The 22,928-nt window shown below is 39.5% G+C and carries 18 protein-coding genes, 2 pseudogenes and 1 riboswitch; of the genes and pseudogenes, 15 read left to right on the top strand and 5 right to left on the bottom strand.

The window, feature by feature from the left end; genetic code table 11:
- The first annotated feature begins 485 nt into the window (after window positions 1–485).
- The 4 genes and pseudogenes from ACYH0O_RS18410 to ACYH0O_RS18395 all read left to right on the top strand — a co-directional run bounded on the left by ACYH0O_RS18410 (window position 486) and on the right by ACYH0O_RS18395 (window position 7,524).
- Entirely contained in the window at window positions 486–4,577 is a 4,092-nt protein-coding gene (locus ACYH0O_RS18410) for a S8 family serine peptidase (protein ID WP_482629810.1), read from the top strand.
- 263 nt (window positions 4,578–4,840) lie between these two features.
- Entirely contained in the window at window positions 4,841–5,563 is a 723-nt protein-coding gene (locus ACYH0O_RS18405; protein WP_482629809.1) for a sulfotransferase family 2 domain-containing protein, read from the top strand.
- A 651-nt stretch (window positions 5,564–6,214) separates the two neighbouring features.
- Complete coding sequence (locus ACYH0O_RS18400; protein ID WP_482629808.1) at window positions 6,215–7,228, top strand: NAD-dependent epimerase/dehydratase family protein; 1,014 nt, start codon at window positions 6,215–6,217, stop codon at window positions 7,226–7,228.
- Window positions 7,229–7,325: 97 nt separating this feature from the next.
- A pseudogene (locus tag ACYH0O_RS18395) lies at window positions 7,326–7,524 on the top strand (cyclase).
- Between the two features lie 155 nt (window positions 7,525–7,679).
- Here the strand turns inward: ACYH0O_RS18395 and ACYH0O_RS18390 are convergent.
- Complete coding sequence (locus tag ACYH0O_RS18390) at window positions 7,680–8,036, bottom strand: SH3 domain-containing protein (protein ID WP_149156185.1); 357 nt, start codon at window positions 8,034–8,036, stop codon at window positions 7,680–7,682.
- Window positions 8,037–8,078: 42 nt separating this feature from the next.
- Complete coding sequence (locus tag ACYH0O_RS18385) at window positions 8,079–8,855, bottom strand: M23 family metallopeptidase (protein ID WP_482629807.1); 777 nt, start codon at window positions 8,853–8,855, stop codon at window positions 8,079–8,081.
- A gap of 285 nt (window positions 8,856–9,140) precedes the next feature.
- A riboswitch (purine riboswitch) is annotated at window positions 9,141–9,240 on the top strand.
- Window positions 9,241–9,296: 56 nt separating this feature from the next.
- Here ACYH0O_RS18385 and ACYH0O_RS18380 point away from each other — a divergent pair.
- The 5 genes from ACYH0O_RS18380 to ACYH0O_RS18360 all read left to right on the top strand — a co-directional run bounded on the left by ACYH0O_RS18380 (window position 9,297) and on the right by ACYH0O_RS18360 (window position 14,015).
- Window positions 9,297–10,121, top strand: coding sequence for a TetR/AcrR family transcriptional regulator (locus ACYH0O_RS18380; RefSeq protein ID WP_482629806.1), 825 nt, complete (start codon window positions 9,297–9,299; stop codon window positions 10,119–10,121).
- Between the two features lie 4 nt (window positions 10,122–10,125).
- Window positions 10,126–11,034 carry an ABC transporter ATP-binding protein gene (locus ACYH0O_RS18375; RefSeq protein ID WP_482629805.1) on the top strand — a complete coding sequence of 303 codons (909 nt, stop codon included), beginning with the start codon at window positions 10,126–10,128 and terminating at the stop codon, window positions 11,032–11,034.
- Complete coding sequence (locus ACYH0O_RS18370; RefSeq protein WP_482629804.1) at window positions 11,034–12,635, top strand: ABC transporter permease; 1,602 nt, start codon at window positions 11,034–11,036, stop codon at window positions 12,633–12,635. Before ACYH0O_RS18375 ends, ACYH0O_RS18370 begins: the two co-directional genes overlap by 1 nt.
- A 187-nt stretch (window positions 12,636–12,822) precedes the next feature.
- Complete coding sequence (locus tag ACYH0O_RS18365) at window positions 12,823–13,377, top strand: nitroreductase family protein (RefSeq protein ID WP_482629803.1); 555 nt, start codon at window positions 12,823–12,825, stop codon at window positions 13,375–13,377.
- Between the two features lie 185 nt (window positions 13,378–13,562).
- Entirely contained in the window at window positions 13,563–14,015 is a 453-nt protein-coding gene (locus ACYH0O_RS18360; RefSeq protein WP_149156195.1) for a GNAT family N-acetyltransferase, read from the top strand.
- Between the two features lie 75 nt (window positions 14,016–14,090).
- On the opposite strand, the gene ACYH0O_RS18355 is transcribed toward ACYH0O_RS18360, so the two are convergent.
- The gene (locus ACYH0O_RS18355; RefSeq protein ID WP_482629802.1) at window positions 14,091–15,083 is read right to left on the bottom strand and encodes a quinone oxidoreductase family protein; all 993 of its coding nucleotides are present in this window, start codon (window positions 15,081–15,083) and stop codon (window positions 14,091–14,093) included.
- Between the two features lie 379 nt (window positions 15,084–15,462).
- Between ACYH0O_RS18355 and ACYH0O_RS18350 the strand changes: the two genes are divergently transcribed.
- The 6 genes and pseudogenes from ACYH0O_RS18350 (at window position 15,463) to ACYH0O_RS18325 (ending at window position 21,731) form a co-directional block, all read left to right on the top strand.
- Window positions 15,463–16,668, top strand: coding sequence for an MFS transporter (locus ACYH0O_RS18350; protein ID WP_482629801.1), 1,206 nt, complete (start codon window positions 15,463–15,465; stop codon window positions 16,666–16,668).
- Between the two features lie 142 nt (window positions 16,669–16,810).
- Window positions 16,811–17,751: pseudogene (locus ACYH0O_RS18345) on the top strand (TIGR03571 family LLM class oxidoreductase).
- 418 nt (window positions 17,752–18,169) lie between these two features.
- Window positions 18,170–18,571: a cytidine deaminase gene (locus ACYH0O_RS18340; RefSeq protein ID WP_482629800.1), complete on the top strand. Its 402-nt coding sequence runs from the start codon at window positions 18,170–18,172 to the stop codon at window positions 18,569–18,571.
- A gap of 94 nt (window positions 18,572–18,665) precedes the next feature.
- Window positions 18,666–19,484: a lipid II flippase Amj family protein gene (locus ACYH0O_RS18335; protein ID WP_482629799.1), complete on the top strand. Its 819-nt coding sequence runs from the start codon at window positions 18,666–18,668 to the stop codon at window positions 19,482–19,484.
- A 494-nt stretch (window positions 19,485–19,978) separates the two neighbouring features.
- Complete coding sequence (locus ACYH0O_RS18330; RefSeq protein ID WP_482629798.1) at window positions 19,979–20,854, top strand: alpha/beta fold hydrolase; 876 nt, start codon at window positions 19,979–19,981, stop codon at window positions 20,852–20,854.
- A 22-nt stretch (window positions 20,855–20,876) separates the two neighbouring features.
- A complete protein-coding gene (locus ACYH0O_RS18325) occupies window positions 20,877–21,731 on the top strand; it encodes a phosphotransferase family protein (protein ID WP_482632610.1) in 855 nt (284 codons plus the stop codon).
- Between the two features lie 344 nt (window positions 21,732–22,075).
- Here ACYH0O_RS18325 and ytrI read toward each other — a convergent pair whose 3' ends face one another.
- On the bottom strand, window positions 22,076–22,579 hold the full coding sequence (gene ytrI / locus ACYH0O_RS18320; RefSeq protein WP_149156201.1) for a sporulation membrane protein YtrI: 504 nt from the start codon (window positions 22,577–22,579) through the stop codon (window positions 22,076–22,078).
- Window positions 22,576–22,911, bottom strand: a complete 336-nt coding sequence (gene ytrH / locus ACYH0O_RS18315; RefSeq protein ID WP_113969604.1) for a sporulation membrane protein YtrH — start codon at window positions 22,909–22,911, stop codon at window positions 22,576–22,578. Before ytrH ends, ytrI begins: the two co-directional genes overlap by 4 nt.
- Window positions 22,912–22,928: the final 17 nt, after the last annotated feature.

The following is a 22,928-nucleotide window of genomic DNA, read 5'->3' as shown; positions in this document are numbered from 1 at the left end:
TTTGTCCTGACAGAAGAGAGGGTATTTTAAGAGCTTTTTCAACCGGTGCAGACAGGTTTAAGATGCTTAGCTCATCACGGAATTTGCTTTTTACAGAATAGAGATTCTATACATTTTAGGATGATTACTATAAATATATATTAGTAGGATCCTGTTCTTTTGCTTTCCTTTTTAGATATAAAACATGAAGATATTCATAATACTGGGATCTATTTGGCATGGAAATATTATTGAATATCGGGCACTTTAGATCTACTGCTCTGTTTCAGGCTAATAATTGCTACTCTTATTCCTATTTATTTAGGAACACTAAATAGTACATAAGTGTTTATGAATGTGCATCTGATGAATAATATATAAATACTAATCCCCCCTGATGATTTAGTTCCATAGTCTGATATATTCAATTACAATAAAACGGAAGGATTTGGCCAGAAATAATTGAATTCTCTTCTTGTATTTCCATTAACAAGGAGGGATTGAATATGAAAAATGCTAGAAAGGTGTTAAGTTCAACCGTGTTGGCTACATCTTTAATGACAGTGCCGACAGCGGGGTCAGCTAATTTAGGGCTACAGTCCGGGGGGAATGTTGCGATTGAAGACAGTGCCGGCGTAGTTGAAGATTTGAATTCGAGCAGCGTTGTTTATACAGAATCTTCAGCAAAGATTGACCGGTTTTTAAACGAATTAACACCTGAGGAAAGACAAGCACTTCAAAATCTGACTTCAACAAGCAAACAGGAATTAAACATATCACCAGAGACGGATTTGAACAGTTCAAAAGAAGTTTCGGTTATTGTCGAGTTTAAGCAACATACAGCAAATACAGCTGTTTTGGTCGAACAGCTTAAAGGAAGGTCCCTATCACTAGGAGAAGCGAACAAAAAATTAAATGCATCACATGATCAATTTAAAAAAGACTTATCTAAACTAAAGGTAAAACATAAGATAAGAGATACATTCAAGGAAGCATTTAATGGTGTTGCGTTGACTTTACCTGCGAATCAAGTCGAAAGCTTACTTCAATCTGGAGTGGTAAAAAACGTTTATGAAAATAAACAAGTACAGTTAATCGAACCTGCTCAAAAAAATACGGATATGTCACCATATAGTGGAAGGACACCACATGAAATAATGGGAGTGGACAAACTGCATGCAAAGGGGTTAACAGGTAAACATGTTAAAGTTGGAGTCCTTGATACCGGAATTGATTATAACCATCCAGATTTGAAAGATGCTTATAAAGGTGGATATGATCTGGTAGATGAAGATCATGATCCGATGGAAACGACATATGAAGATTGGATAAAAGCCGGTAAGCCAGGAGGGTCAGCTTCGGATTATATTACCTTTCACGGAACCCACGTTTCCGGAATCATTGCCGGACAGGGGAAAGCGGAATCGCAATATGCAACTAAAGGGGTTGCGCCAGATGCCGACCTATATGTATATCGAGTTCTCGGTCCACACGGTTTTGGTTCAACGGAAGATATATTAGCTGGTATCGAGAAATCTGTGAAAGACAAAATGGATGTTATTAACTTGTCTCTAGGTGCAAACTCTAATGATCCGTATTCACCTTTAGCAATTGGGATTAATAATGCAGTATTATCAGGTGTTACGTGTGTACTTGCCGCTGGTAATGAAGGGGGCGGAATGTATACTCTCGGTACTCCAGCCGCTTCAGCACTTGGGATTACCGTTGGTTCCAGTAATCCAGAAGTTGCTGAATTCAATTATGCAGGAACATTTAAAAGCAGTAGTACAGAAGTAGACTCCGAAATTCGTTATGCAACACATGGCTATGGGGAAGATCCCAGAACATTAGAAGGAAAAACATTTGATATGGTAGATCTTGATAAAGGTCTGGAAACTGATTTTGATAATAAAGATGTAAATGGGAAAATTGCCCTGGTTTCAACTGGAACGAATCGGGTCTATGAAAAAGTTCTATTAGCCAAACAACATGGAGCGGCTGCTGTATTTATTTACGGCACATATGACGGCTTCATAGGAGATAAATTTGCTGTAAGTATAGATAATACGTATGCTTATATTCTGAGCGGTGAGCAAGGGAAGGCGTTTAAAGAAACCTTAAAGAACGAAACAGCGCAGTATACTTTTACAACCCCTCAAAAGAATGTGTTATTCTCAGAAGATTCACTTTCCTATTTCAGCTCACGTGGGCCGGCGCTATTTACGTATGATATTAAGCCAGAAGTGACAGCACCCGGTCTGGATATTATGTCGACTGTTCCTTCGTATATATATGGTGAGAAATATGAAGGACAGTATGAATATGGTTATGTCCGACTATCAGGAACATCTATGGCGACACCACAGGTAGCTGGTGCTGCAGCGTTAATGCTTGAGAAAAATCCTAAAGCAACACCTGCTGATATTAAAACTTCTCTCATGAATACTGCGGATGAAATGGACGGAGAGTACAGTGTCTATGAAATTGGGGCCGGCCGAATCAATGCTTATGAAGCCATACATTCAGATACGAATTTCCAAGTCATTGATGAGACGACAACCTTCGCAAATGGCGAGGAAGTGAAGATCGGTGAGTTGACGGGTGGTATGAGCTATAGTTTAAAGCATGTTGATAATTCACTTAGAGATCAACGTACGATCATGATTAAAAATTCCGGTAAAGAATCAAAAACATTTATTGGGAGTGTCGAGTTTACAAATCATTCTCTTGACGCCTCAGAAAATGGAATAAGCCTAGCCTTTGATAAGAATATAAAAGTAAAAGCCGGTAAGAAAAAGAAAACAAACGTATTCTTGAATGTCCCTAAAACAGCTGAAGACGGTTACTATGAAGGGTATATCCGTTATGTGAATGAAGACGATCAGTCAGAGGAATATCAAATACCCTTTGGAGTTCGTAAGGTAAAAGACGGGGTAGAGTATCTGGACACGAGTTCAGGAATTTCAACTATTAATAACGGAAATTATAATTATAACAGTTTGGCGTCTGCTAATTTTAAATTAAATTCTCACATGCGCTCTCTTGATATTTTCTTAGCAGATACTAACTCAGAAGATATCGGATACATTGGATATTACGATGGACCTGGGATGCCTGAAGGTAAAGATATTAAATTATACCCATTCTTTAAGGGAGATTATTATCCTATTGGAGTCACATCCGAACAGACTGAGGTTATGGAACCTACCCAAGTAAAGCCAGGTACGTATAAGGTGAAGTTTGTATTTACGAGAGAAAATGGAAAACAAATCGTTATTGAAAAGCCGATTTCCGTAGATAATTCAAAGCCTGAATTGACAACCAATGTAGCTGATGGCGTCATTGAAGTAGACCCCGACAACCCAAACCCACCTATCGCAATCAATGGTAATGTGAAGGATCAAGGAATAGAAGATTTAATCACAGCCGGTTCCGATATAACACAAGGAATCAACAAGGTCTACTATCGTTACAATACGAATTATCCATCTCAAGTACCAGTTAATGCAGAAGGGGATTTTACCTTTGTAAGAAATACTATACCCAGCTACTTAAAAGTACTTCCTGTTGAATTTTATTCAACGGATCATGTAGGGAATAAATCTGAAATAATGCAGTATTACTTTGTTAGAAAAGGTTCACCGTTTGTGACAAGTATCGCAAATCAAAAAGAAGTGTCGCAAGGAGGAACGGTCACATTCGATGTAAATGCTACGAATCAAGGGGTATTTAAAAAAGCCGAATTAGAATTCAAATACGACCCGAAAGTTCTTTCATTTACAGATATTGATCTAGTTGAAACTTTGAGTGATCGCTTTGATGCGGAAGTGAGCCAGGAAGATGGTACGATTAAGGTAATGTTACAAGCAAAGAATACATTATGGGACGCTGAAGACGTACTCTCTCTTCTTCAATTAAAAGCAGAAGTGAAAAAGGATAACTATTTTAATGAATATACTAAAGTGTATTTAACAAAAGCCGATTTCACAGACCTATCCGATGTGAAAACCGCTAGTGGACGAGTTGATCCATCAATTAAGGTGAATGCTACGAATTCTATGGTTATTGGTTCCATGAATGGAGAAGCCGTCTATGAATTATCAGCATCTGGTCCTGTACAGCTATTTGATTACTCCACAATGGGTGCTAGCGTCAAGGTTAAGGATAAGGCTGGAAATCAATATGAGGGGAAAGTACTGGAAAAGCCTGATTTTGAAGTGGGTTCACTGCCGTCCACTGGAGAACCATTAATGCTAGAACTGGATATTCCAGGACACTTTACTGTACAAAAGTCCTTCTATATTGGATTAGATGGTAACATTGGAGAAAAGAAATTTATTGATAAAAAACTGATTAGTGCTGGTGATGTGAACAAAGACCAGGTCATTGATATTCTTGATGCGATATACTTGGAAGAACATTGGGATACAGACGACCGCAAAGGAGATATTAACTTTGACGGTAAGATTGATATGATTGACATGAATTATGTCAAACAAAACTTCCTTAAGGAAAATCCAACAGTACCACACGAAAACCAACCGAAGTCAACGGAGAATGGGAAAACGTTAGAAAGCATTATTGATAGTTTAAGTTGATAGAATAATAGTATGAACTAGTCCTTAGGTGTAGAAGATCCTTAGGACTAGTTTTTTTAGTGAAGTACAAGTATTGGATTATCTATTAAGTTTATTCATTTTACAAATGCAAAACCCATATCAAATCGAGACTTTTAACTCTTATATAGGATAACTATAGCGAAGCGCATTTTGTCCAAAACTGGAACCCTTCTTAGTTATAAACATAAAATATAGTAAATGAAAATATTTAAATTTCATATAAAAGTTTTTAGGAGGTATACATGAGTAATCATCCATTAACTATATATCTTCATATTCCTAAAACGGGAGGAACAACTTTAAGCCATATTTTAAGAAAACAATATGAAAGTAACAAGATATATGACCACGGGTATCTAAAGGGAGAGAAGAAAGATTTCAATCAACTATTAGAGGAAGAAAAGAAAAATATTAAAGCTGTGTGTGGCCATTTTTCGTACGGGGTTCATCAATTTTTACCACAACCCTCAAGGTATTTTACTATGTTACGGGATCCTGTAGATCGTGTCATTTCATCGTATTATTTTCTGAAAAATTTTAAAGGTAAAGGGTATGAACTTGTAAAAACTATGACGTTAGAACAATTTGTTGAAAAACACCCAGAAGCCCATAACTTGCAAACCCTTATGTTAAGCGGTTTGTCTCTCGAAAGGAATATTGAAAAAGCAAAAGATCATTTAAGGGAGTTCCCGGTAATTGGAATTACTGAAAGGTTTAATGAGTCTGTGTTTTTAATAAAGAAAGAATTTAATTGGCAGGATATAGATTATCAAAGATTAAATATAACCAAGAATAGACTATTAAAACAAGAAATATCCGACACTACTATTCGTTTAATAGAAAGACACAACCGATTGGATATAGAACTCTATCATTTGGCCCAACAACTTTTCAATCAAAAATTAAATACATTGTCAGGTGCAGAACAGGGACAACTTAAGCAGTATTTAAGTAATTTTACTTAAATATTTGCGTGGGGGTCTACAATTAATGCATTATCAGGTACGTAACGAAACAACTATTGGCACTCAACCGTTCCCATTCAGGTGTTCTTTTCCTTTTCATTGTATAGACAACCCTTTAGGGGAAACGTCAGGAATATACGGTTTACAACTTTAAGCAAATACTCCTGACGACTCCCTTGCTGAGACTTGTCTTCTATAAGTGATCATTCGGTTATTTATTATGCGGTGAAAAAGGTTCCACAGGACTATGGAAATTCCTCCTACATATTGAAGGAGAATTTTATGAAATGATCGTTGTTATAGTTGAATAGCAAATAGTATTCTTCAATTATATGAGCTGTGATCTGTGCTGCCATTTTATTATTAATTATTCATAGGGAAAAGAAATTCCATAAAGAAATAAATCCCTTCACCTTATCATACGATTGTGGGCAAATACGAAATCTCATTATGAATATTATCTTGATATCAAGTTTGTTAAAGTGCTCAATTCCAGAATAAGAATTGCGCACTTTCTTGATGTAAAGGCAAGATAGTGGAATAAAACTTAAGCATAAATAGTTCATATTCCCCGTATCTTTTTTAGAATGAAAAACGTTATATAAATTGAATGTATTTGTTGCAGGCTATTAAAGTGAACGGGGGAAAAGTATGAAGGTTTTAATACTAGGAGGTTCTCGTTTTTTAGGTAAAGCGATGGTGGAAGAGGGATTGAAAAGAGGTCTTGACATCACTTTATTCAATCGCGGGAACAATAAAGAAGCGTTTTCAGAAGTGGAACAACTTATCGGCGATAGAGATGGTGATGTATCACAGCTCAAAAACAGGAACTGGGATGTCGTAGTGGACACATGTGGATTTGCTCCCCACCAAATTAACAAAATCGCGGCTGTGCTTAGAGATAACATCGAACATTATACGTACATTTCAAGCATTTCTGCTTATAAAGATTGGATTCCTCTCAAAATCGCGGAAGACTATCACTTACAGTCCATGCCGCAGGATCAATTGAAGGAAGTTGAGGAAGGAAGAATCTCACCTTATGAGTATTACGGCGCATTGAAAGCGCTATGCGAAGCTGAAGCAGAGAAACATTGGCCGGGGCGAGTGTTGCATATCAGGGCAGGTCAGCTTGTTGGACCGTTTGATTATACGGATCGGCTACCCTATTGGGTTCAACGAGTCGCGGAAGGTGGAAACATTATGGTGCCAGGACGTCCGGACCGTCCAATTCAATTGATTGACGTGAAGGATATAGCAACATGGGTGTTCGATATGGTGGAAAAAAGAAAAGCTGGTACGTTCAATATTACAGGTCCTGATTATGAATTGACGATGGAAAAGCTTTTGAGTAAGTGTAAAGCAGTTACAAATAGCAATGCTAGATTTGTATGGACAGATGAAAAATTTATACTTGATCATAACATACAGCCATGGACAGAAATGCCATTATGGATTCCTGAACACTTCCCATTAGTCGGAGAAACAGAACCGTGGAAAGGCTCATTTTGCATCAGTATAGAAAAAGCTGTTGATGCCGGACTTTCCTTCCGAACCCTTGAAGATACAATTTATGACGTATATCAATGGGAGAAGGCGAGAAAAGATACAGAACGAAAAGCGGGGATATCACGAGAAAGAGAAGAAGAGAAGAAGAGTTGTTGAAGACTTGGATCCAAAAAGAGAGATAGGAGACATTGAAGATATTAGCCAATTTTAATTGAGGAATCAATTGGATAAATGAGTTAAGTTTGACTTTGAAATAGATTTTACAAATGGCGGTGGATTTCAAGGGCAGGAATTCCGACTTGATATTGCTGGAGATGACATCTCTGATCAAGAGCTACCTGAATATATTGTATAGGACATGAGGTTACTGATGGTTGGTAAAGTGAGAACACTTAACAATAATTCATGAAAAGCATAAACGGAAATCTGTTGAAAAGAAACCTGAACAGTAACATTTGAGTAATTAGTTCAGTGATTTCTTCAGCAGTCGGGCGCGATAATGTAATATCCCGCCCGATTGCTTTATAAACCTTTGTAAGAATGAGTTTATTTTAGGAATTTGGTATTATTTGTAGAAAAACAGCCTGGTAGTAGGATATTTTCCGCTCTAGTCGCATTGGATACCGACCGGACCGTCTGACCCCGTGTAGAGATATGTGTCAGAGATATATCCAATATTCACCACCCCTTGAGAATCTTTCCATTGGATTTGATCCCAAATATTACTCGTTCCATACTTCCCTGTCACCGTTGTACCATAAGAGTAACAATAGTAAGGAACCCTCGATCCACTGGGAATGGAAAGCATAATGGGATAATTTGTACCTGGACCACTACGCATATTTAGTGGAGTACCACTGTTAGTAGAGAGAGTGTAATATTGGACTGCAAGTGCATTACTAGAAAAAAAGAACAATGATGCTATCACAATGGATAGGATTCCTCGCTTTTTTAGTTTACTCATTTTAATCCCTCTTTCACCTAAATATCCTTTGTTTTAAGTATTTTAATTGCATGTAGGGGCTACTTGCCCATCAGATCCAGTAAAGACATAAGTATCAGAAATATAACCTTCTCCTATGAAACTCCATAGATTACTTGTTCCATATTTACCTGTAACGGTTTCTCCACGTTTCTGACAAGTGATGGTTACTTTTTGTCCATCCGCAACTGAGCCTACAATACCGTAATTAGTGCCAGGTCCTGAGCGAACATTAAGTGAAATCCCTGAATCCGTATGAACAGTTCCGGTTACACCGTCAGAAGAGCAGGAATTATTGCTCGTATAGTTCTTAGCACCATAATAGGTAATCTGAGAACCATTAAATGAAATTTTTTGTGCTGAACCATTATACCGTTGTTCAAAATGAAGATGTGCCCCGGTGACATTCCCAGTATCACCAACTGTTCCAATTTTCTGTCCTTGAGAGACGCTTTGTCCAATAGACACACTGAAAGAATTCAAGTGAGCATATAATGTTGACCATCCATTCCCATGATCAATCACAATATACTTCCCATAACTAGAACTTCCGAGATCCCTGACAGTAACGACCGAACCTGAAGCAGAGGAGACGACTGTATCTCCATGATCATTGGAACGGTTGAAGTCAACAGAATTCAGTGGATTATGATGCGTTCGAGTTTGACCTTCCCACACTTGCCCACATGGAAAAGGCATTTGAAAAGAAGGTGCAGCTGCGGATACTTGACTTGTACTAAAAAGTCCAGATCCTAAAAAAAGCATGGCAACGATAAATACCTTAAAACTATTTAACTTCATCTCTATCTTCCTCCCAAAATATTCATTATAAACAATCGACATCTTTCACAAAGCCCATATCTTTCAAGTAACACCTCCTTTTCCATAAAGCTAACATATTAGTAAAAATTTTACATGTATTATTCCTATAATTATAATTATATTTGGAACTTAGTGTTTCCTAACATCTAGTGTAAATGGGTTCATCTTATTGATCAGCCACAGCAAATTCCTAAGGGTATGTTTGGTGTGAGCAGATCTATTAAACTATTTGACAATAAATAGGAATTCTATTATCGTTGTAAAACCTAATACAATACTCAAATTCGTATAACTCCAATAATATGGTTTGGAGGTCTCTACCAGGAACCAATAAATCCTGATTACGAAGAAGATACAAGCATTTATTTGTATTTTCTTCGTAATCAGGATTTTTTTTTTGAAAATCGAGGAGGTCCAACAATGAATTTTTCTATTATGCCCAAATTGAAATACACTGTCATTTGGATGGGAGTGTTAGACCCAAGACCATCATTGATATCGCAAAGAGAGAAGGATTTTTCTATTTCCCCAAAAAATTTGAAAGTATTGACCACAATGGTCATTTTTTGTTATATTAAAAATGACCAAAGTGGTCATTTTATGAAGGGAGGCAGCATAATTATTAGTACTAAATTTAAAAATTTGAAAATAGAAAAGCAAGAGCGAATTATTAATGCAGCAATGAAAGAGTTTGTTAACAGTGGTTTTGATAAAGCATCAACAAATGAAATAGTAAAGGAAGCACAGATCTCTAAAGGATCACTATTCAACTATTTTAAAAATAAAAAGGATTTGTACCTGTATTTAATTGGAAATTCAATGGAAATCATCGAGCGAATTTATGATGGAATCGACATGAATGAAAGGGATCTCTTCAAAAGGATTCACCAGGTGGGATTGGTCAAATTAAACATTCAAAAAAAATACCCGTTAGTATTTGATTTCCTTAAATCGTCTGGTGATGAGAAAGCACCGGAAGTAAAATCGGATATTGAGCGGATAAAGGGAAGTATTATGGATGATGGCTTGAAAAGGATCTACCAAAATATAGATTGGTCAAAATTCCGAGAGGGAGTTGATCCGGAAAAAGCAGTGCATATCCTTAATTGGACAATGGTTGGTTTTGCAGAATTACAAATGGCGAAGATAGATTCTTTTCATCATGTTGGAATGGAGATATTCAATGAATGGAACAGCTATTCCGAAATTCTAAGACGTTGTTTCTATAAAGATGGGGAGGAATGAACAAATGAGCTTATTGAAAGTAACCAATTTATCAAAGAAGTTTGGCAAGTTTACTGCATTGGACAAGATCAATCTTGAGGTGAATAAAGGGGAGGTTGTAGGGTTTATTGGTCCAAATGGTGCAGGTAAATCAACCACAATCCGCGTTTTATTAGGAATATTAAAGGCATCAGATGGAGAGGTGAAAATTTTCAACAAAGACGCGTGGCAGGATGCTGTAGACATTCATAAGAACATTGCTTATGTCCCTGGGGATGTGAATTTATGGCCAAACCTAACAGGGGGAGAGGTCATTGATTTATTTGTGAAACTCAATGGTACAACGAATAGGGCAAGACGCGAGGAATTGATAAAAAAATTTGATTTAGATCCATCCAAGAAGTGTAGAACATATTCCAAAGGGAATCGACAAAAGGTAGCATTAGTCGCGGCCTTTTCATCTGATGCAGATCTCTACATTCTGGATGAACCCACTTCCGGACTAGACCCTTTAATGGAAAAGGTGTTTCAGGAATGTGTGATGGATGTAAAAAGACAAGGAAAAAGTGTACTGCTTTCCAGTCATATTTTATCAGAGGTAGAGAAGCTGTGCGATCGTGTCAGTATTATTCGTCAAGGTAAGATTATCGAGTCTGGGTCATTAAGCGAGCTTCGTCACTTAACAAGAACACAAATGCTAGTCGATACCAAGATGCCGATTACAGGTTTAAATGAGCTGGAAGGCATCCATGAAATTGAGGCAAGCGAACATGGTATATCGTTTCAGGTTGACACTGAGCAAATAGATGCTGTTATCAAGCATATTAGCCCGTTTGGTATTGTTAAGCTAGAAAGTGCCCCACCAACGTTGGAAGATTTATTTATGAGTCATTATGAAGGAGCGAAGGATACAGGAGAGGGAGGTGTACAGTGATGGCAGCCAATTTAATGGCTAAAACGGCTTACCTTTCTAAATTCATTTTCCGTCTTGATCGTATCCGGATCCCAATCTGGATCATCTCCCTTACGTTTTTTACGATAGTCGTGCCAACAGCATTTAAGGATTTGTACAGCTCTCAACAGGAAAGAGATGCAATGGCCCAAACAATGGCCAATCCCGCGATGACTGCCATGACTGGTCCAGCTGATTTAAGCAACTATACGATTGGTGTCATGACCGCACATCAGATGTTACTTATGACCGCTGCAGTGGTAGGGTTAATGTCCATCCTCCTTGTCACTCGCCACACCCGAGCTGCTGAAGAGGATGGACGTTTGGAAATGCTTCGTTCGTTACCGACGGGACGCCTTTCCTACTTAAATGCAGTCTTACTAGTTGTAACGGCTACGTGTGTTGGAATCGCATTGATCAATGGTTTTGGCCTCTTTTCCCTTGGGATTGATAGCATAGATCTTGAAGGGTCCTTACTGTATGGTACGGCATTAGGGGCGACTGGTTTATTCTTTGCCGGGGTAACAGCCATATTTGCACAGCTGTCGGACAGTTCACGTGGTACCATCGGTTATTCAATAGCGGTACTTCTTCTATCCTATCTTCTTCGGGCCATCACGGACGTAAGCAACGAAGCGCTATCGTGGATTTCACCTTTGGCATGGGTTACAAAAGCAGAAGTTTACGATACGAATAATTGGTGGCCGATTATTTTAATGATTGCTGCTTCAATCGTTCTTTATGCCGCAGCGAATTATTTGAACGCCATTCGTGACTTGGATCGTGGCTTTTTACCATCCAAGCCCGGTAAAAAACATGCATCCCGCTTTTTGCAAAGTCCAATCGGTCTTGCATTAAGATTGCAACGAACCGGTATCATATCATGGGCCATTGGTATGTATGTGTTAGGTGCCTCTTATGGCTCTGTTTTAGGAGATCTCGAATCCTTTTTTTCTGAAAGTGAAACAATGAAACAGCTGCTACAACCAGCGGAAGGGGTAACGTTGATAGAACAATTTATCCCAATGTTGATGATCGTCATTTCATTGCTGGCAACCGTCCCTCCCGTTATGTCCATGAATAAATTGCGCGGGGAAGAGAAGAAGGAACGAATTTTCCACCTGTTAAGTAGAACCGTTTCACGAACAAAACTATTGGGCAGTTACTTCATTATTTCTATAGTCAATGGTTTTGTCATGATTTCCCTTGCAGCGCTAGGACTATGGTCGGCGGGTAATGCAGTGGTGGAAGGTGGATTATCCTTTGAGATGATCTTTGGCGCAGCCCTGTCCTACTATCCAGCCATGCTCGTCATGATTAGTATAGCTGTATTTCTTATGGGGTATTTGCCAAAGCTAACGAGCATGATATGGCTTTATGTTTTTTATTCTTTTATCGTGTTGTATCTGGGAGGATTATTCCAATTTTCGGATTGGATTGGTAACATTTCACCTTTTGGTCACGTCCCACAGACACCGATTGAAGACTTTTCTTTCATGCCACTCCTACTTTTATGCATGATTGCCGTTGTACTGACAGCGGCAGGATTTATTGGCTTTAATAAACGTGATATTGAAACTTAATAGTTGAAAAATAGGACCACCAGTGAGTCTCACTGGTGGTCCTTTGATTATAATAAGGCAGGATCTTATATCAATTGAATATATCCCCGATTAGGAATATCAGAGATTTACAGAGATAAACCTTTACAAATGAGAATGATAATTGTTATCATTTATAAAGGTATCTATTATGTGAGGGGATTGTACAATGGAAAATACAAAATCAAATTTAGCTAAAATCATTCGTGAACGTCGTTCGATTAAAAGTGGATATATAGATAAAGAAGTAACAGAGGAAACCGTGCTTGAGATATTGGACGATGCCATCTGGGCACCGAACCACGGCTTAAGAGAGCCTTGGCGTTTTATCTTTGTGTCAACCAAAGAGAAGGAAGGCTTTGTAGAAAATCTAGTGAAGACATTTTCTTCAGATATGCAGGAGAACAGAAGGAATTATTTCAGCCAACCCGCTGCATTCCTTATTGTGGTCATGGAGGAAGATCCGAGACAAAAGCAATGGGAAGAGAATTTTGGTGCGGTCAGCTCTCTAATTCAAAACTTTCAGTTGCTAGCTTGGGAACAAAAGCTCGGAGTTGTTTGGAAGACGAATCCACACATTTATGATCCAAAAGTGCGTGACTTATTAGACGTGAAGCCTGGAGAGAAGATTGTCGGATTCTTGCATATGGGATACTTTGATAAAGTACCTCAGGTGAGGGATCGAACATCAGCAGAAGAGAAGTTGACGGTTTACAAGAACTAATTCCCTTAGGAAAATCCTATTTAAAAAAAGCAAACGACTCTTGACTCGCCATAACGGTTGGGTCTTTTTTTGTGGTATCGGTCTTACCGCCGCTTATAAGCAATTCGTTGCCTTCTACCTTTTCAGCAAACGGGTAGTATAATAATTTAATAAAAGAAATCCCAATTTTTTAAGCGAGGTAAAAAATGATTATCAGAAAACGAAAGACAGATGAAGATCTTCCAATGGAATTACTGCTATTGGCCGATCCTTCAGAAGAAATCGTAAAAGAATATGTTACTCGGGGAGAGTGCTTTGTAGCTAAACTTGAACAGAAAATGGTTGGAGTGTATGTATTACTTCCAACAAGACCTGAGACCATCGAGCTAGTGAATGTGGCGGTTGCGGAAGAGATGCATGGAAGAGGGATTGGAAAGCAGCTGGTGATGGATGCTGTTAAGGTGGCAAGGTCCAAAGGCTACAAGACCATTGAAGTGGGCACCGGTAATTCTGGAATTGGCCAATTGGCTCTTTATCAGAAATGTGGATTTAGAATGGTTGGTGTGGATATGGACTTTTTCATTAGGCATTATTCAGAAGAAATTTATGAAAATGGGATCCAATGTAGGGATATGATTCGGTTAGCTCAGGATTTGTAGATGGCAAGAGGTTGACACCAAAATAAACCCCGTCCGTACATGGGACGGGGTTTATTTCGTTGTGTCTACCCTTTTTTACGGAATCAATAAAATCTTTCCTGTACTTTTTCTGCTTTCCAGGTATTCATGGGCTTTAGCACCTTCGCTTAAAGGAAAGGCCGTTGGTTCAGAGACCTTTAACTTTCTTTCTTGGATCCATCCGAATAACTCGTGGGAGCGGGATACCCGTTCTTCGTGAGAAGTCAATACATTCCATAGGTCTCCGCCTGTCAGGGTTTTCGAAGTGTCCATCAGCATTCGGGGATCAACAGAAACAGGATCTCCTCCAGCCATACCGAAAAATACGACCGTCCCTCCGACTCGAGTGATTTCAAAACTGTCCATCAACGTTGAACCTACGGATTCAAATACAACGTCCGCCCCGTTATCTTCAGTCACATCCTTGACTTGCTGTTTCCAGTCTTCGCTATATAAAAACATGTGGTCAGCTCCAATAGATAAGGCCGCCTGCCTCTTTTCTTCCGAGGAAGTTAACCCAATGACTGTGCCACCTAAAATCTTGATGATTTGTACAAGGAGCTGTCCCACTCCGCCAGCTGCAGCATGGATTAAAGCAGTATCCCCACTTTTAATTGCATAGCTGTCTCTCGTTAAATAATGAGCAGTAAGGCCTTGTAATAAAAGGGCTGCAGCTGTTTCATACGATATATCGTCCGGCAGCGGAATGGCTTTTTCTTTTGGCACTGCCACAAGTTCAGCGTTCGCATAAGGGACATCGGCAAAAGCGATACGGTCGCCAGCTTCAATTCCTGTCACGTTGCTTCCTATACGTTTGACGATTCCTGCCCCCTCATAGCCACATATGTACGGAGGATTTCCTGCTAAGTGATAATTTCCTTTTCTTCTGTAAACGTCCGCGAAATTCAGCCCTATTGCCTTCATTTCTAATAAAACTTCATCCGGTCTCATTACGGGAGAAGCGATCTCCTGGTAATGGATGACATCCGGTCCACCAAACTTTTCAAATACGAGTGCTTTCATTATGTACCTCCACCTAAATACCTTCATTCATTTTAGTGTAACCAGTTCCTTTCCTTTTGACTAGGAATGAGCTTTTATCATACCTTACAGTCTTTCTTCCACGACAATCTTGGCCATAGGTACTTCCAGGTGCCTATGCCACTTCAAAGTGCGTTCTTCTCAATAGTGTCCATCTCGTTCATAATTCAGTTTAGCTTTTCAAACGTACCTATTGGATTTTACAGAAGAGGTTTGAAAGGTGTATAGGCACTGTGAAGTTCCTAGGATACAAAAAAGTACCTACATGACTTTAAAGTGCGTACTTCAAATATTTATTTGTACCCATTATTATGATGTGTACAGAGAAACGAAAGGCGCCTTCGATTCTCATTTCAATAAACGAATTATCCAAGGAGGAATAAACGTTATGAGTTCAACCTCAACTACAATAGATCAGTCAAAAACGAAAGGTGGCACACCGGCGTTACTTGCCCTTGCCATCAGTGCCTTTGGAATAGGGACGACAGAATTTGTACCCGTTGGATTATTATCATCGATTGCCGATGATTTATCGATATCGATTACACTCGCAGGATTGTTGATTTCTGGCTATGCCATCGGAGTGGCCATTGGGGCTCCTGTGTTGACCGCACTGACCAGTAAGATGAACAGGAAATCCCTTCTCATGTCATTGATGCTTATATTCATCGTTGGGAACTCGGTTGCAGCACTTTCCACCAGTTTCGGGTTATTGCTCGTTGCCAGATTTATCACGGCATTCTCACACGGAATTTTCTTCTCGATCGGATCGACAATTGCCGCCGATTTAGTACCTGCCCATAAGCGGGCAAGTGCGATTGCCTTTATGTTCACAGGATTGACGGTCGCGACGGTTACAGGAGTACCACTAGGAACCTTCATCGGGCAGGCATTCGGCTGGAGAGCCACATTCTGGGGAGTAGCCCTTCTAGGTGTCGTTGGCATCATTGCCAGTTCCATCCTGGTACCGAAGAACTTAAAAGAAGCACCACCAGCTAAGTTCAGTGAACAATTGAAAATTCTAACGAATGGTCGATTATTATTAGCCTTTGCCATCACAGCACTTGGGTATGGTGGGACGTTCGTCGCGTTCACTTATTTAACACCTTTGCTGCAAGACGTGACGGGATTCAGCGCGAAATGGGTGAGTATCATCCTTCTTGTATACGGAATTGCCGTTGCCATCGGAAATGTCGTCGGAGGGAAAGCATCCGACAAGAGTCCTTTAAAAGCGTTATTCTGGATGTTTGTTATGCAAGCCATCATTCTATTAGTTCTAACATTCGCAGCACCATTTAAAGTTGCAGGTCTGATCGCGATCTTCCTAATGGGGTTATTCGCTTTCATGAACGTGCCCGGGCTGCAGATCCTTGTTGTCAATTTGGCTGAAAAGTATGTACCGTCAGCAGTCAATGTGGCGTCAGCCTTAAATATCGCGGCATTTAACATCGGGATCGCGATCGGTTCCTTTGTCGGTGGGATGATCTTGGATGGAATCGGCTTGATCCATACCCCGTGGATCGGTGCCATCATGGTGGCAGGAGCTGTACTGTTAACGACTTGGCTCCGCGGGATCGAACGAAAGTCAACCTAAAGGGTAGGCGTTGGAATGGTTCAAGTATAGAAAGATCGAGTGAATCAATGAATCAACGGAAGAAACATCGTACCACCGACTATCTTGACAGGGGAGGCACTATACGCCGCCTCCCGTCAAATGAAGAAAGGGAGAAGGAAAGATGAATCCATTCTTACATCACAAAGCCTATAACCGCATGTACAAAGAGGGAGAGTTGACGTTAGGTCTTCTTATTCCTTTGAAAATTATCGTTTCGTCAACTCGACGATGGAAAAGCAGGTAGAACTGGCACAATTGTCAGAGAAACTTGGTTTCATAAGCCTTTGGTTCAGGGGTGTTCTCCTTGAGGATCCAAACTTTGGAGACACGGCCGTGGGTCAGATCTATGACATGATGATTTATTTAACCTATCTAACTGGTAAGACCGAGGACATTGCACTTGGAACGGCTGCGGCGGTATTACCACTACGTCATCCATTGCGTGTCGCGAAGGAAATAGCCACTATTGATCAATTGTTTCCTGGCAGGATTCTGCTTGGGGTATCATCAGGTGTCCGCCGGGCAGACTTTGCGGCACTCGGTGCATCCCATCCGGACCGGGGGCATACTTTCGTTGAAGCCTATCATTATCTTCAGGAAATCCTGTACCGTGAATTTCCTCATATCGAGTCAACAAGGAGGGCATCGGGGGGCGAACCTGGTTCCAAAACCGACAACAGGCATCCCGACCTTCATTACCGGATATGCCCAGCAGGACATGAACTGGTTCGCCGAACATGGCGATGGCTGGATGTATTATCCACGCAATCCTCATGATCAAGAGGACCATCCGTCGTTGGAAGCCTTGTAGAAGAGTACCATCCAGGTCTTTTCAAGCCATTCAGCCAACCGATACACCTAGATCTTGCAGAGGATCCGAATGAAATCCCAAGACCGATCCGCCTCGGCCAGAACTATCTGATTGAATTATTGAATATTTACAAACATGCAGGAGTGAACCATCTCTTCTTTGCATTGTTTGACAGTGAGCGTCCTGCTGATGAAGTTATTCAGGGGCTGGGGGAGTATGTGGTACCACACTTTCCTGCGGGTCAGAAGTAGATGTATTGACTGCACCAAAGCTCCCAGGTATTTGATCAAATGCCTGGGAGCTTTGTTTTTTTGTAGGGAAGACGACGAAAGTCTTTGAATGAGAATTTTTCGACAAACGGGTCATAAAATGATAATCAGGATTATATATCGAAAATCAGGATCATAAGTTCCCAAAACCGGATCACATTTTCAAAAAGAGGATCATAAAGAGTCCAAACCGGATCATAAATCGCTGGAGAGAGTACTGATCGAAGGTTTTACTCCGAAAGAGCACTTATTCAAGCGGAAAATACGTACATTTCATTTGATTTCAATAGATTTCGAGTTAGAATAAGAAGATTTCAGCCCTTAACACGCCTGGTAAAATGACCAACGTAGTATAGAGGAAATAGGAAGTTTGCAATTTGCATTTTAGAGGGGGCTAAAGATGAATATTGAAATGATACTTTTCGAAGAAGCGGTATCCTTAATCGAAAAAAGATACCCGACAGGTTGGGGAGGTGCTGCTGCGATGTATACAAAAAGCGGAGAAATCCTCACTAGTGTTTCTCTGAAAATCATCAATGCTTCCACAGAGTTATGTATTGAAACGGGAGCCATACTGGAAGCACATAAACTGGATACTGAAGTGATTCATTCCATTTGTGTCGTGCGTGATGATGAAAACTCCCAGTACAAAGTTCTAACGCCTTGTGGTATTTGTCAGGAGAGGCTTTTCTATTGGGGAGCGAGCGTGAAAGTGGGCATTTGTCAACCTGAAGGTGATCTACTATTTAAGACTTTAAAAGAAGTTCAACCTTTTCATTGGTATGAGGTGTATAGAAAATAAAGGAGAGCCGAATTCAAGGAACATTTCAAAAATACGAAATGTTCCTTTTTTTTAATGCTATAATATTTTTTGGATAAAAAAGGGAGTTGTCGTCGTGGAATTTGTTTCGTTACCAGTCATATCGATTGCACTATTTATTCTGATTATACATAGTATTGAAACCCTTGCTTATGCTGTCCGGTTATCCGGGGCAAGGGTGAAGCTAATCGCTTCCGGTTTATCTTTATTTAATATGATGGTCATTGTTTCAAGGATGTCGAATATGATGCAACAGCCTTTTACAGGCGGTCTCATCGATGCTGCACCTGAGGGCAGAGAATTAGAAGTGATAGAAGGACAATTCAGGGTGTTGATTGGTGCCTCGACTTTAGGGACAATCGTAGGAATTGTATTACTGCCTACGTTCGTTGCTTTGTTTTCCAGGGGGATTATCCATCTTTCACAGCAGGGAGGTTCTGTTCCCCGATTGATCAAGCTTGGGTTTAAAAATGACCTTTATAAAAGAGGGATCAATCATATTTCCAAGCCGGGTAGAAGATATTTGGAGGGAATCAACTTTAGGGCAATTCCCAAGAGATTATTTTTTATTAATATGTTGATTACAGCTGTTTACACGATTGGTGTTCTATCTGCGCTATATGCTGCTATCATCGTACCTGATAGAGGACACAGTGCGACCATGGCTTCGGGTTTGATCAATGGTATCGCAACCATTTTACTTACCCTGTTCATTGATCCAAAGATTTCCGTGTTGGCTGATGATGTGGCAAATGGGAAGGGGAATTATCCAGAATTAAAAGGCCTTTCCATCATGATGATTGTATCCAGACTGCTTGGAACAGTGATCGCTCAATTGATCTTTATCCCGGGCTCTTATTATATTGCTTGGATGTCTCAGTTTTTTGTTCATTAAGACAAAACTATGATATTACATCATGAGATGAAAGGTGCTCTGAGAGAGAAAGTGTTTTAGGTTAAGCTTATCTATTTTATATATATTCATTCTAATGGGAGAGCAGTCTGAATGAAAGAAACCATTGGGGGTGATTCACTTGCACTACATCAAATTTAAACCTGAGTATATTCCTTTAACATTCATATTCATCGTTAGTTTAGTTTTACTGTTAACACTTATGAGTGGACTGTCGTCAATAAGGGAAGCTATTACATATGTATTGATCATTATTTTCCTTGCATTTCTAACCATAGACATAAGAAGTAAAACAAACAATAAAAAATCATCAAGCAATGCTTATAAGTATGTGGTGTTAATATTTTTATTTACTTATTTAGGATTATTTTAAGTAAGTCGTGTAATCTCCATCATTAAAATACAAAAAATTTTATCTTAAAAGAGGGCTTTTTGGTAAAATTGCTAAACATTTTAGCTCAGAAAGGGACGTGATTATGGGGAAATGGAAAAGGAAACTACTACATACAACACGCGGAGTATTTGAGCTATTTATCAGGGGACAGGGAGCCCCGCTTTGTGTTACCCACCATTATTCAGAATTCAACCAAACCGGTGACTATTTTGCAGAGTCATTTACAAGGACAAACCAAGTCTTTTTAATCAACTTACGGGAAGCGGGTCAATCGGAGAAAGCAATCGAACCCTATCAGCTGAGTATGTTGGAATCCATATTCGACTTGGAAGCGATTCGGGAAGCTTTAGGTTTTCTTCAATGGGGGTTCGCCGGTCATTCAACAGGAGGGATGTTAGGGATACTTTACGGAATCCACTTTTCAGAAAGTCTCGATGTTAATGTGATTGTTGGGGCAGCTGCAAGAGAATATATGACCTTCTCAGAAGATTGCATTTATAATTCTGCGCACCCGGATTTCCACAAGATGCAGGAACTGATAGAAACGTTAAAACAGTCGGATTTACCAATAGAAATAAGAAAAGAACTAACGGTGGAAAGGACGAAATTGTCTTTATACTCTCCTGAAAAATATGGTGAGCTTTTTTCACTCGACATTCATAAAGGGTTGTCTGCTGCACGAATGAACTTTTTTATCCGTGAATTACAAGTTTATGATGTCAGTAGAAAACTGGAGTTTATTTCAGTCCCCACTTTAGTCATGTGTGGCAGATATGATGTCCAATGTCCTTTAACGTATTCCATTGAGATGGCTGAAGGTATACCTCACTCTAGATTAGTAATCTTTGAGAAAAGTAACCATTATCCATTCCTGGAAGAGGCAGAGCGATTTGCGGATGAGTATGATTTGTTTTTAAAGGAATATCGTGATCTTTCATTTTTACGGAGAGAAAAATAAACTGAGGAGGTTTATGTAGTTGATGCATGAAGAAAGAATAAGAGAATTGTATCCAGAGTTAAACATAAATCATATTGAAGTCATTGATCTTGGTCAGAATAATGATGTACTAATCGTTAATGATACCCTCGTCTTCAGGTTCCCGAAGTATGTAGAAGGGATCAAAAAATTAAAAAAAGAAACCGAAGTCCTGGAACAGATTAGGGGGAAGCTCAGTTTACCCATCCCATATCCTCAGTACAAATCGATGGAACCCAATGAAGTAGGAAAAGTGTTCACTGGCTATCAACGCATTGAAGGTACTCCCTTATGGCACGATATGATGAAGAACATTCATAACGAAGAACGCATATCTTCCCAATTGGTTCAATTTTTGAAGGAATTGCACTCTCAACCTGTCGACAGATTAGGAATTGAGAAGAAGAGGGCAGAAGATGTACGGAATTCGATCGTAGATTTATATGGGGAATTTAAAGATAAGCTGTTCCCGTATATGAATGAAACATCCAAGTCTGAAATCGATTATAACTTTGAAAGGTTTTTATCGAATAAGGAACTTCTATCATTCAACACCGTTCTTATCCATGGCGATTTTGGAGCATCTAATATTTTGTGGGATTCAAAACGGGAAGAGATAACGGGAATCATAGATTTTGGGGAAACGGAAATAGGCGATCCTGCATATGACTTTGCAGGTTTATTATCCAGTTACGGCCAGCCTTTCGTTAAAAGGTGCCTGAGTATGTATCCGGATGGGGAAAGAATCTTTGAAAGAATGACATTTTATAAGAGCACATTCGCATTGCAAGAAGCGCTCCATGGAGTTGAGAATGATGATCGAGAAGCATTTGAGAGTGGGATGAGAGAGTATAGATAATTTCAACATGTTCCTCAGCTATCAGGGATATGTAATAATATGGTAATTGACGCGATAACTCAGAATAACGACGCAATTATGATGATTTCAGACGCAATAATTTAAAAAATGACGCAATGAGCATCATTTCAGACGCAATTGTGATTGAAAATGACGCAATCACAATCTAAAAGGTAGGATAAGTAGACTTGAAATGCCTTTAAGTAGAGCATTCGAAAGGTAGGAAAGGAATCCCCCAACCGTTTTCAAAGGAAATGAATCATTTTCAGCAAAGAAGAGCATTTTACCAGCAAAAGACGAACCTCTCATCAAAGGGCACTCTCCGACAGGTTCGTCCAGCAATATCACTCCTCATACTTCAACTCCAACGTAATCTGAGTAGTCGTATAAAAGTACATTTCCCGCACTTTCAAATTAAAGGACTTATCATTCAATTTGACCGTTTTGTTTTCGATGATCTTCTTGATGAGTTCCTTATTCCCGTAAACCGTTTCTAAGTCTTTGGTCAAAAGGCTCCTCAAATCCTCGCTCAACTGATCCTCTGTTTCGTGTATACTGAGTAATTCGACTTTTGTTTTCGTGTTGTTGATGATCTTCACTTTGACTTCCTGGATGGTGAGTTCGTCTTCGTTTTCGGTGTTTAGTTGTTTGTATTCTTCCTGAAGATAGGACAGGGTGTTTTTCAGTTTGCTGATGTCATTTTTTTGTTCTTCTATTAATTGCGTTTGTTTTTCGTGCATGGAACCGAACATGAAGATAAAGATCATCCAGCTGATGATTCCTCCTACAACCATTCCTGCAAAGAATCTCTGCCAGGAAGGAAGCCGGTAAAAAGGTGGGATTCTCATGATGAAATATGCTCCTGTGTAAGCCAATTAATGATCATCCCACCAGTGTTTGCCCCGCCTAAAGCAGATAGTATTAACAGAAACTGCTTGAATAACTCCTTCGTTTCACCATTTAAGAATCCTTTTTCAAAGCTGTATACTGTATCGAATGTACCTCCGATGGCAGCAATAATCGCCCATATCCTAAGGAAATTAGATAAACGCCACATTTCAATGAATAAAGGCTGTCCCATTGCAAAAGAAGCTAATCCGCCGAGTAAGGATCCACCTAGTAAAACACCAAAGGCTATGAAAAAACTTTTAACCAATTCCGGAAAGAAAGCTTCTGCCATTTCATCATCTCCATCTA

The sequence above is a fragment of the Rossellomorea sp. H136 genome (assembly GCF_056838065.1).
Note: the sequence above shows the minus strand (reverse complement) of the source record. Positions and strands in the feature narration are given on the sequence as shown.

Excerpts from the sequence above, each read along its gene's own strand:
- ACYH0O_RS18380 (WP_482629806.1), top strand. The coding sequence starts at position 9,297 with ATGAATTTTTCTATTATGCCCAAATTGAAATACACTGTCATTTGGATG.
- ACYH0O_RS18410 (WP_482629810.1), top strand. The coding sequence starts at position 486 with ATGAAAAATGCTAGAAAGGTGTTAAGTTCAACCGTGTTGGCTACATCT.
- ACYH0O_RS18330 (WP_482629798.1), top strand. The coding sequence starts at position 19,979 with ATGGGGAAATGGAAAAGGAAACTACTACATACAACACGCGGAGTATTT.
- ACYH0O_RS18370 (WP_482629804.1), top strand. The coding sequence starts at position 11,034 with ATGGCAGCCAATTTAATGGCTAAAACGGCTTACCTTTCTAAATTCATT.
- ACYH0O_RS18360 (WP_149156195.1), top strand. The coding sequence starts at position 13,563 with ATGATTATCAGAAAACGAAAGACAGATGAAGATCTTCCAATGGAATTA.
- ytrI (WP_149156201.1), bottom strand. The coding sequence starts at position 22,579 with ATGAGAATCCCACCTTTTTACCGGCTTCCTTCCTGGCAGAGATTCTTT.
- ACYH0O_RS18385 (WP_482629807.1), bottom strand. The coding sequence starts at position 8,855 with ATGAAGTTAAATAGTTTTAAGGTATTTATCGTTGCCATGCTTTTTTTA.
- ACYH0O_RS18400 (WP_482629808.1), top strand. The coding sequence starts at position 6,215 with ATGAAGGTTTTAATACTAGGAGGTTCTCGTTTTTTAGGTAAAGCGATG.
- ytrH (WP_113969604.1), bottom strand. The coding sequence starts at position 22,911 with ATGGCAGAAGCTTTCTTTCCGGAATTGGTTAAAAGTTTTTTCATAGCC.
- ACYH0O_RS18405 (WP_482629809.1), top strand. The coding sequence starts at position 4,841 with ATGAGTAATCATCCATTAACTATATATCTTCATATTCCTAAAACGGGA.
- ACYH0O_RS18375 (WP_482629805.1), top strand. The coding sequence starts at position 10,126 with ATGAGCTTATTGAAAGTAACCAATTTATCAAAGAAGTTTGGCAAGTTT.
- ACYH0O_RS18325 (WP_482632610.1), top strand. The coding sequence starts at position 20,877 with ATGCATGAAGAAAGAATAAGAGAATTGTATCCAGAGTTAAACATAAAT.
- ACYH0O_RS18390 (WP_149156185.1), bottom strand. The coding sequence starts at position 8,036 with ATGAGTAAACTAAAAAAGCGAGGAATCCTATCCATTGTGATAGCATCA.
- ACYH0O_RS18350 (WP_482629801.1), top strand. The coding sequence starts at position 15,463 with ATGAGTTCAACCTCAACTACAATAGATCAGTCAAAAACGAAAGGTGGC.
- ACYH0O_RS18365 (WP_482629803.1), top strand. The coding sequence starts at position 12,823 with ATGGAAAATACAAAATCAAATTTAGCTAAAATCATTCGTGAACGTCGT.
- ACYH0O_RS18355 (WP_482629802.1), bottom strand. The coding sequence starts at position 15,083 with ATGAAGGTATTTAGGTGGAGGTACATAATGAAAGCACTCGTATTTGAA.
- ACYH0O_RS18340 (WP_482629800.1), top strand. The coding sequence starts at position 18,170 with ATGAATATTGAAATGATACTTTTCGAAGAAGCGGTATCCTTAATCGAA.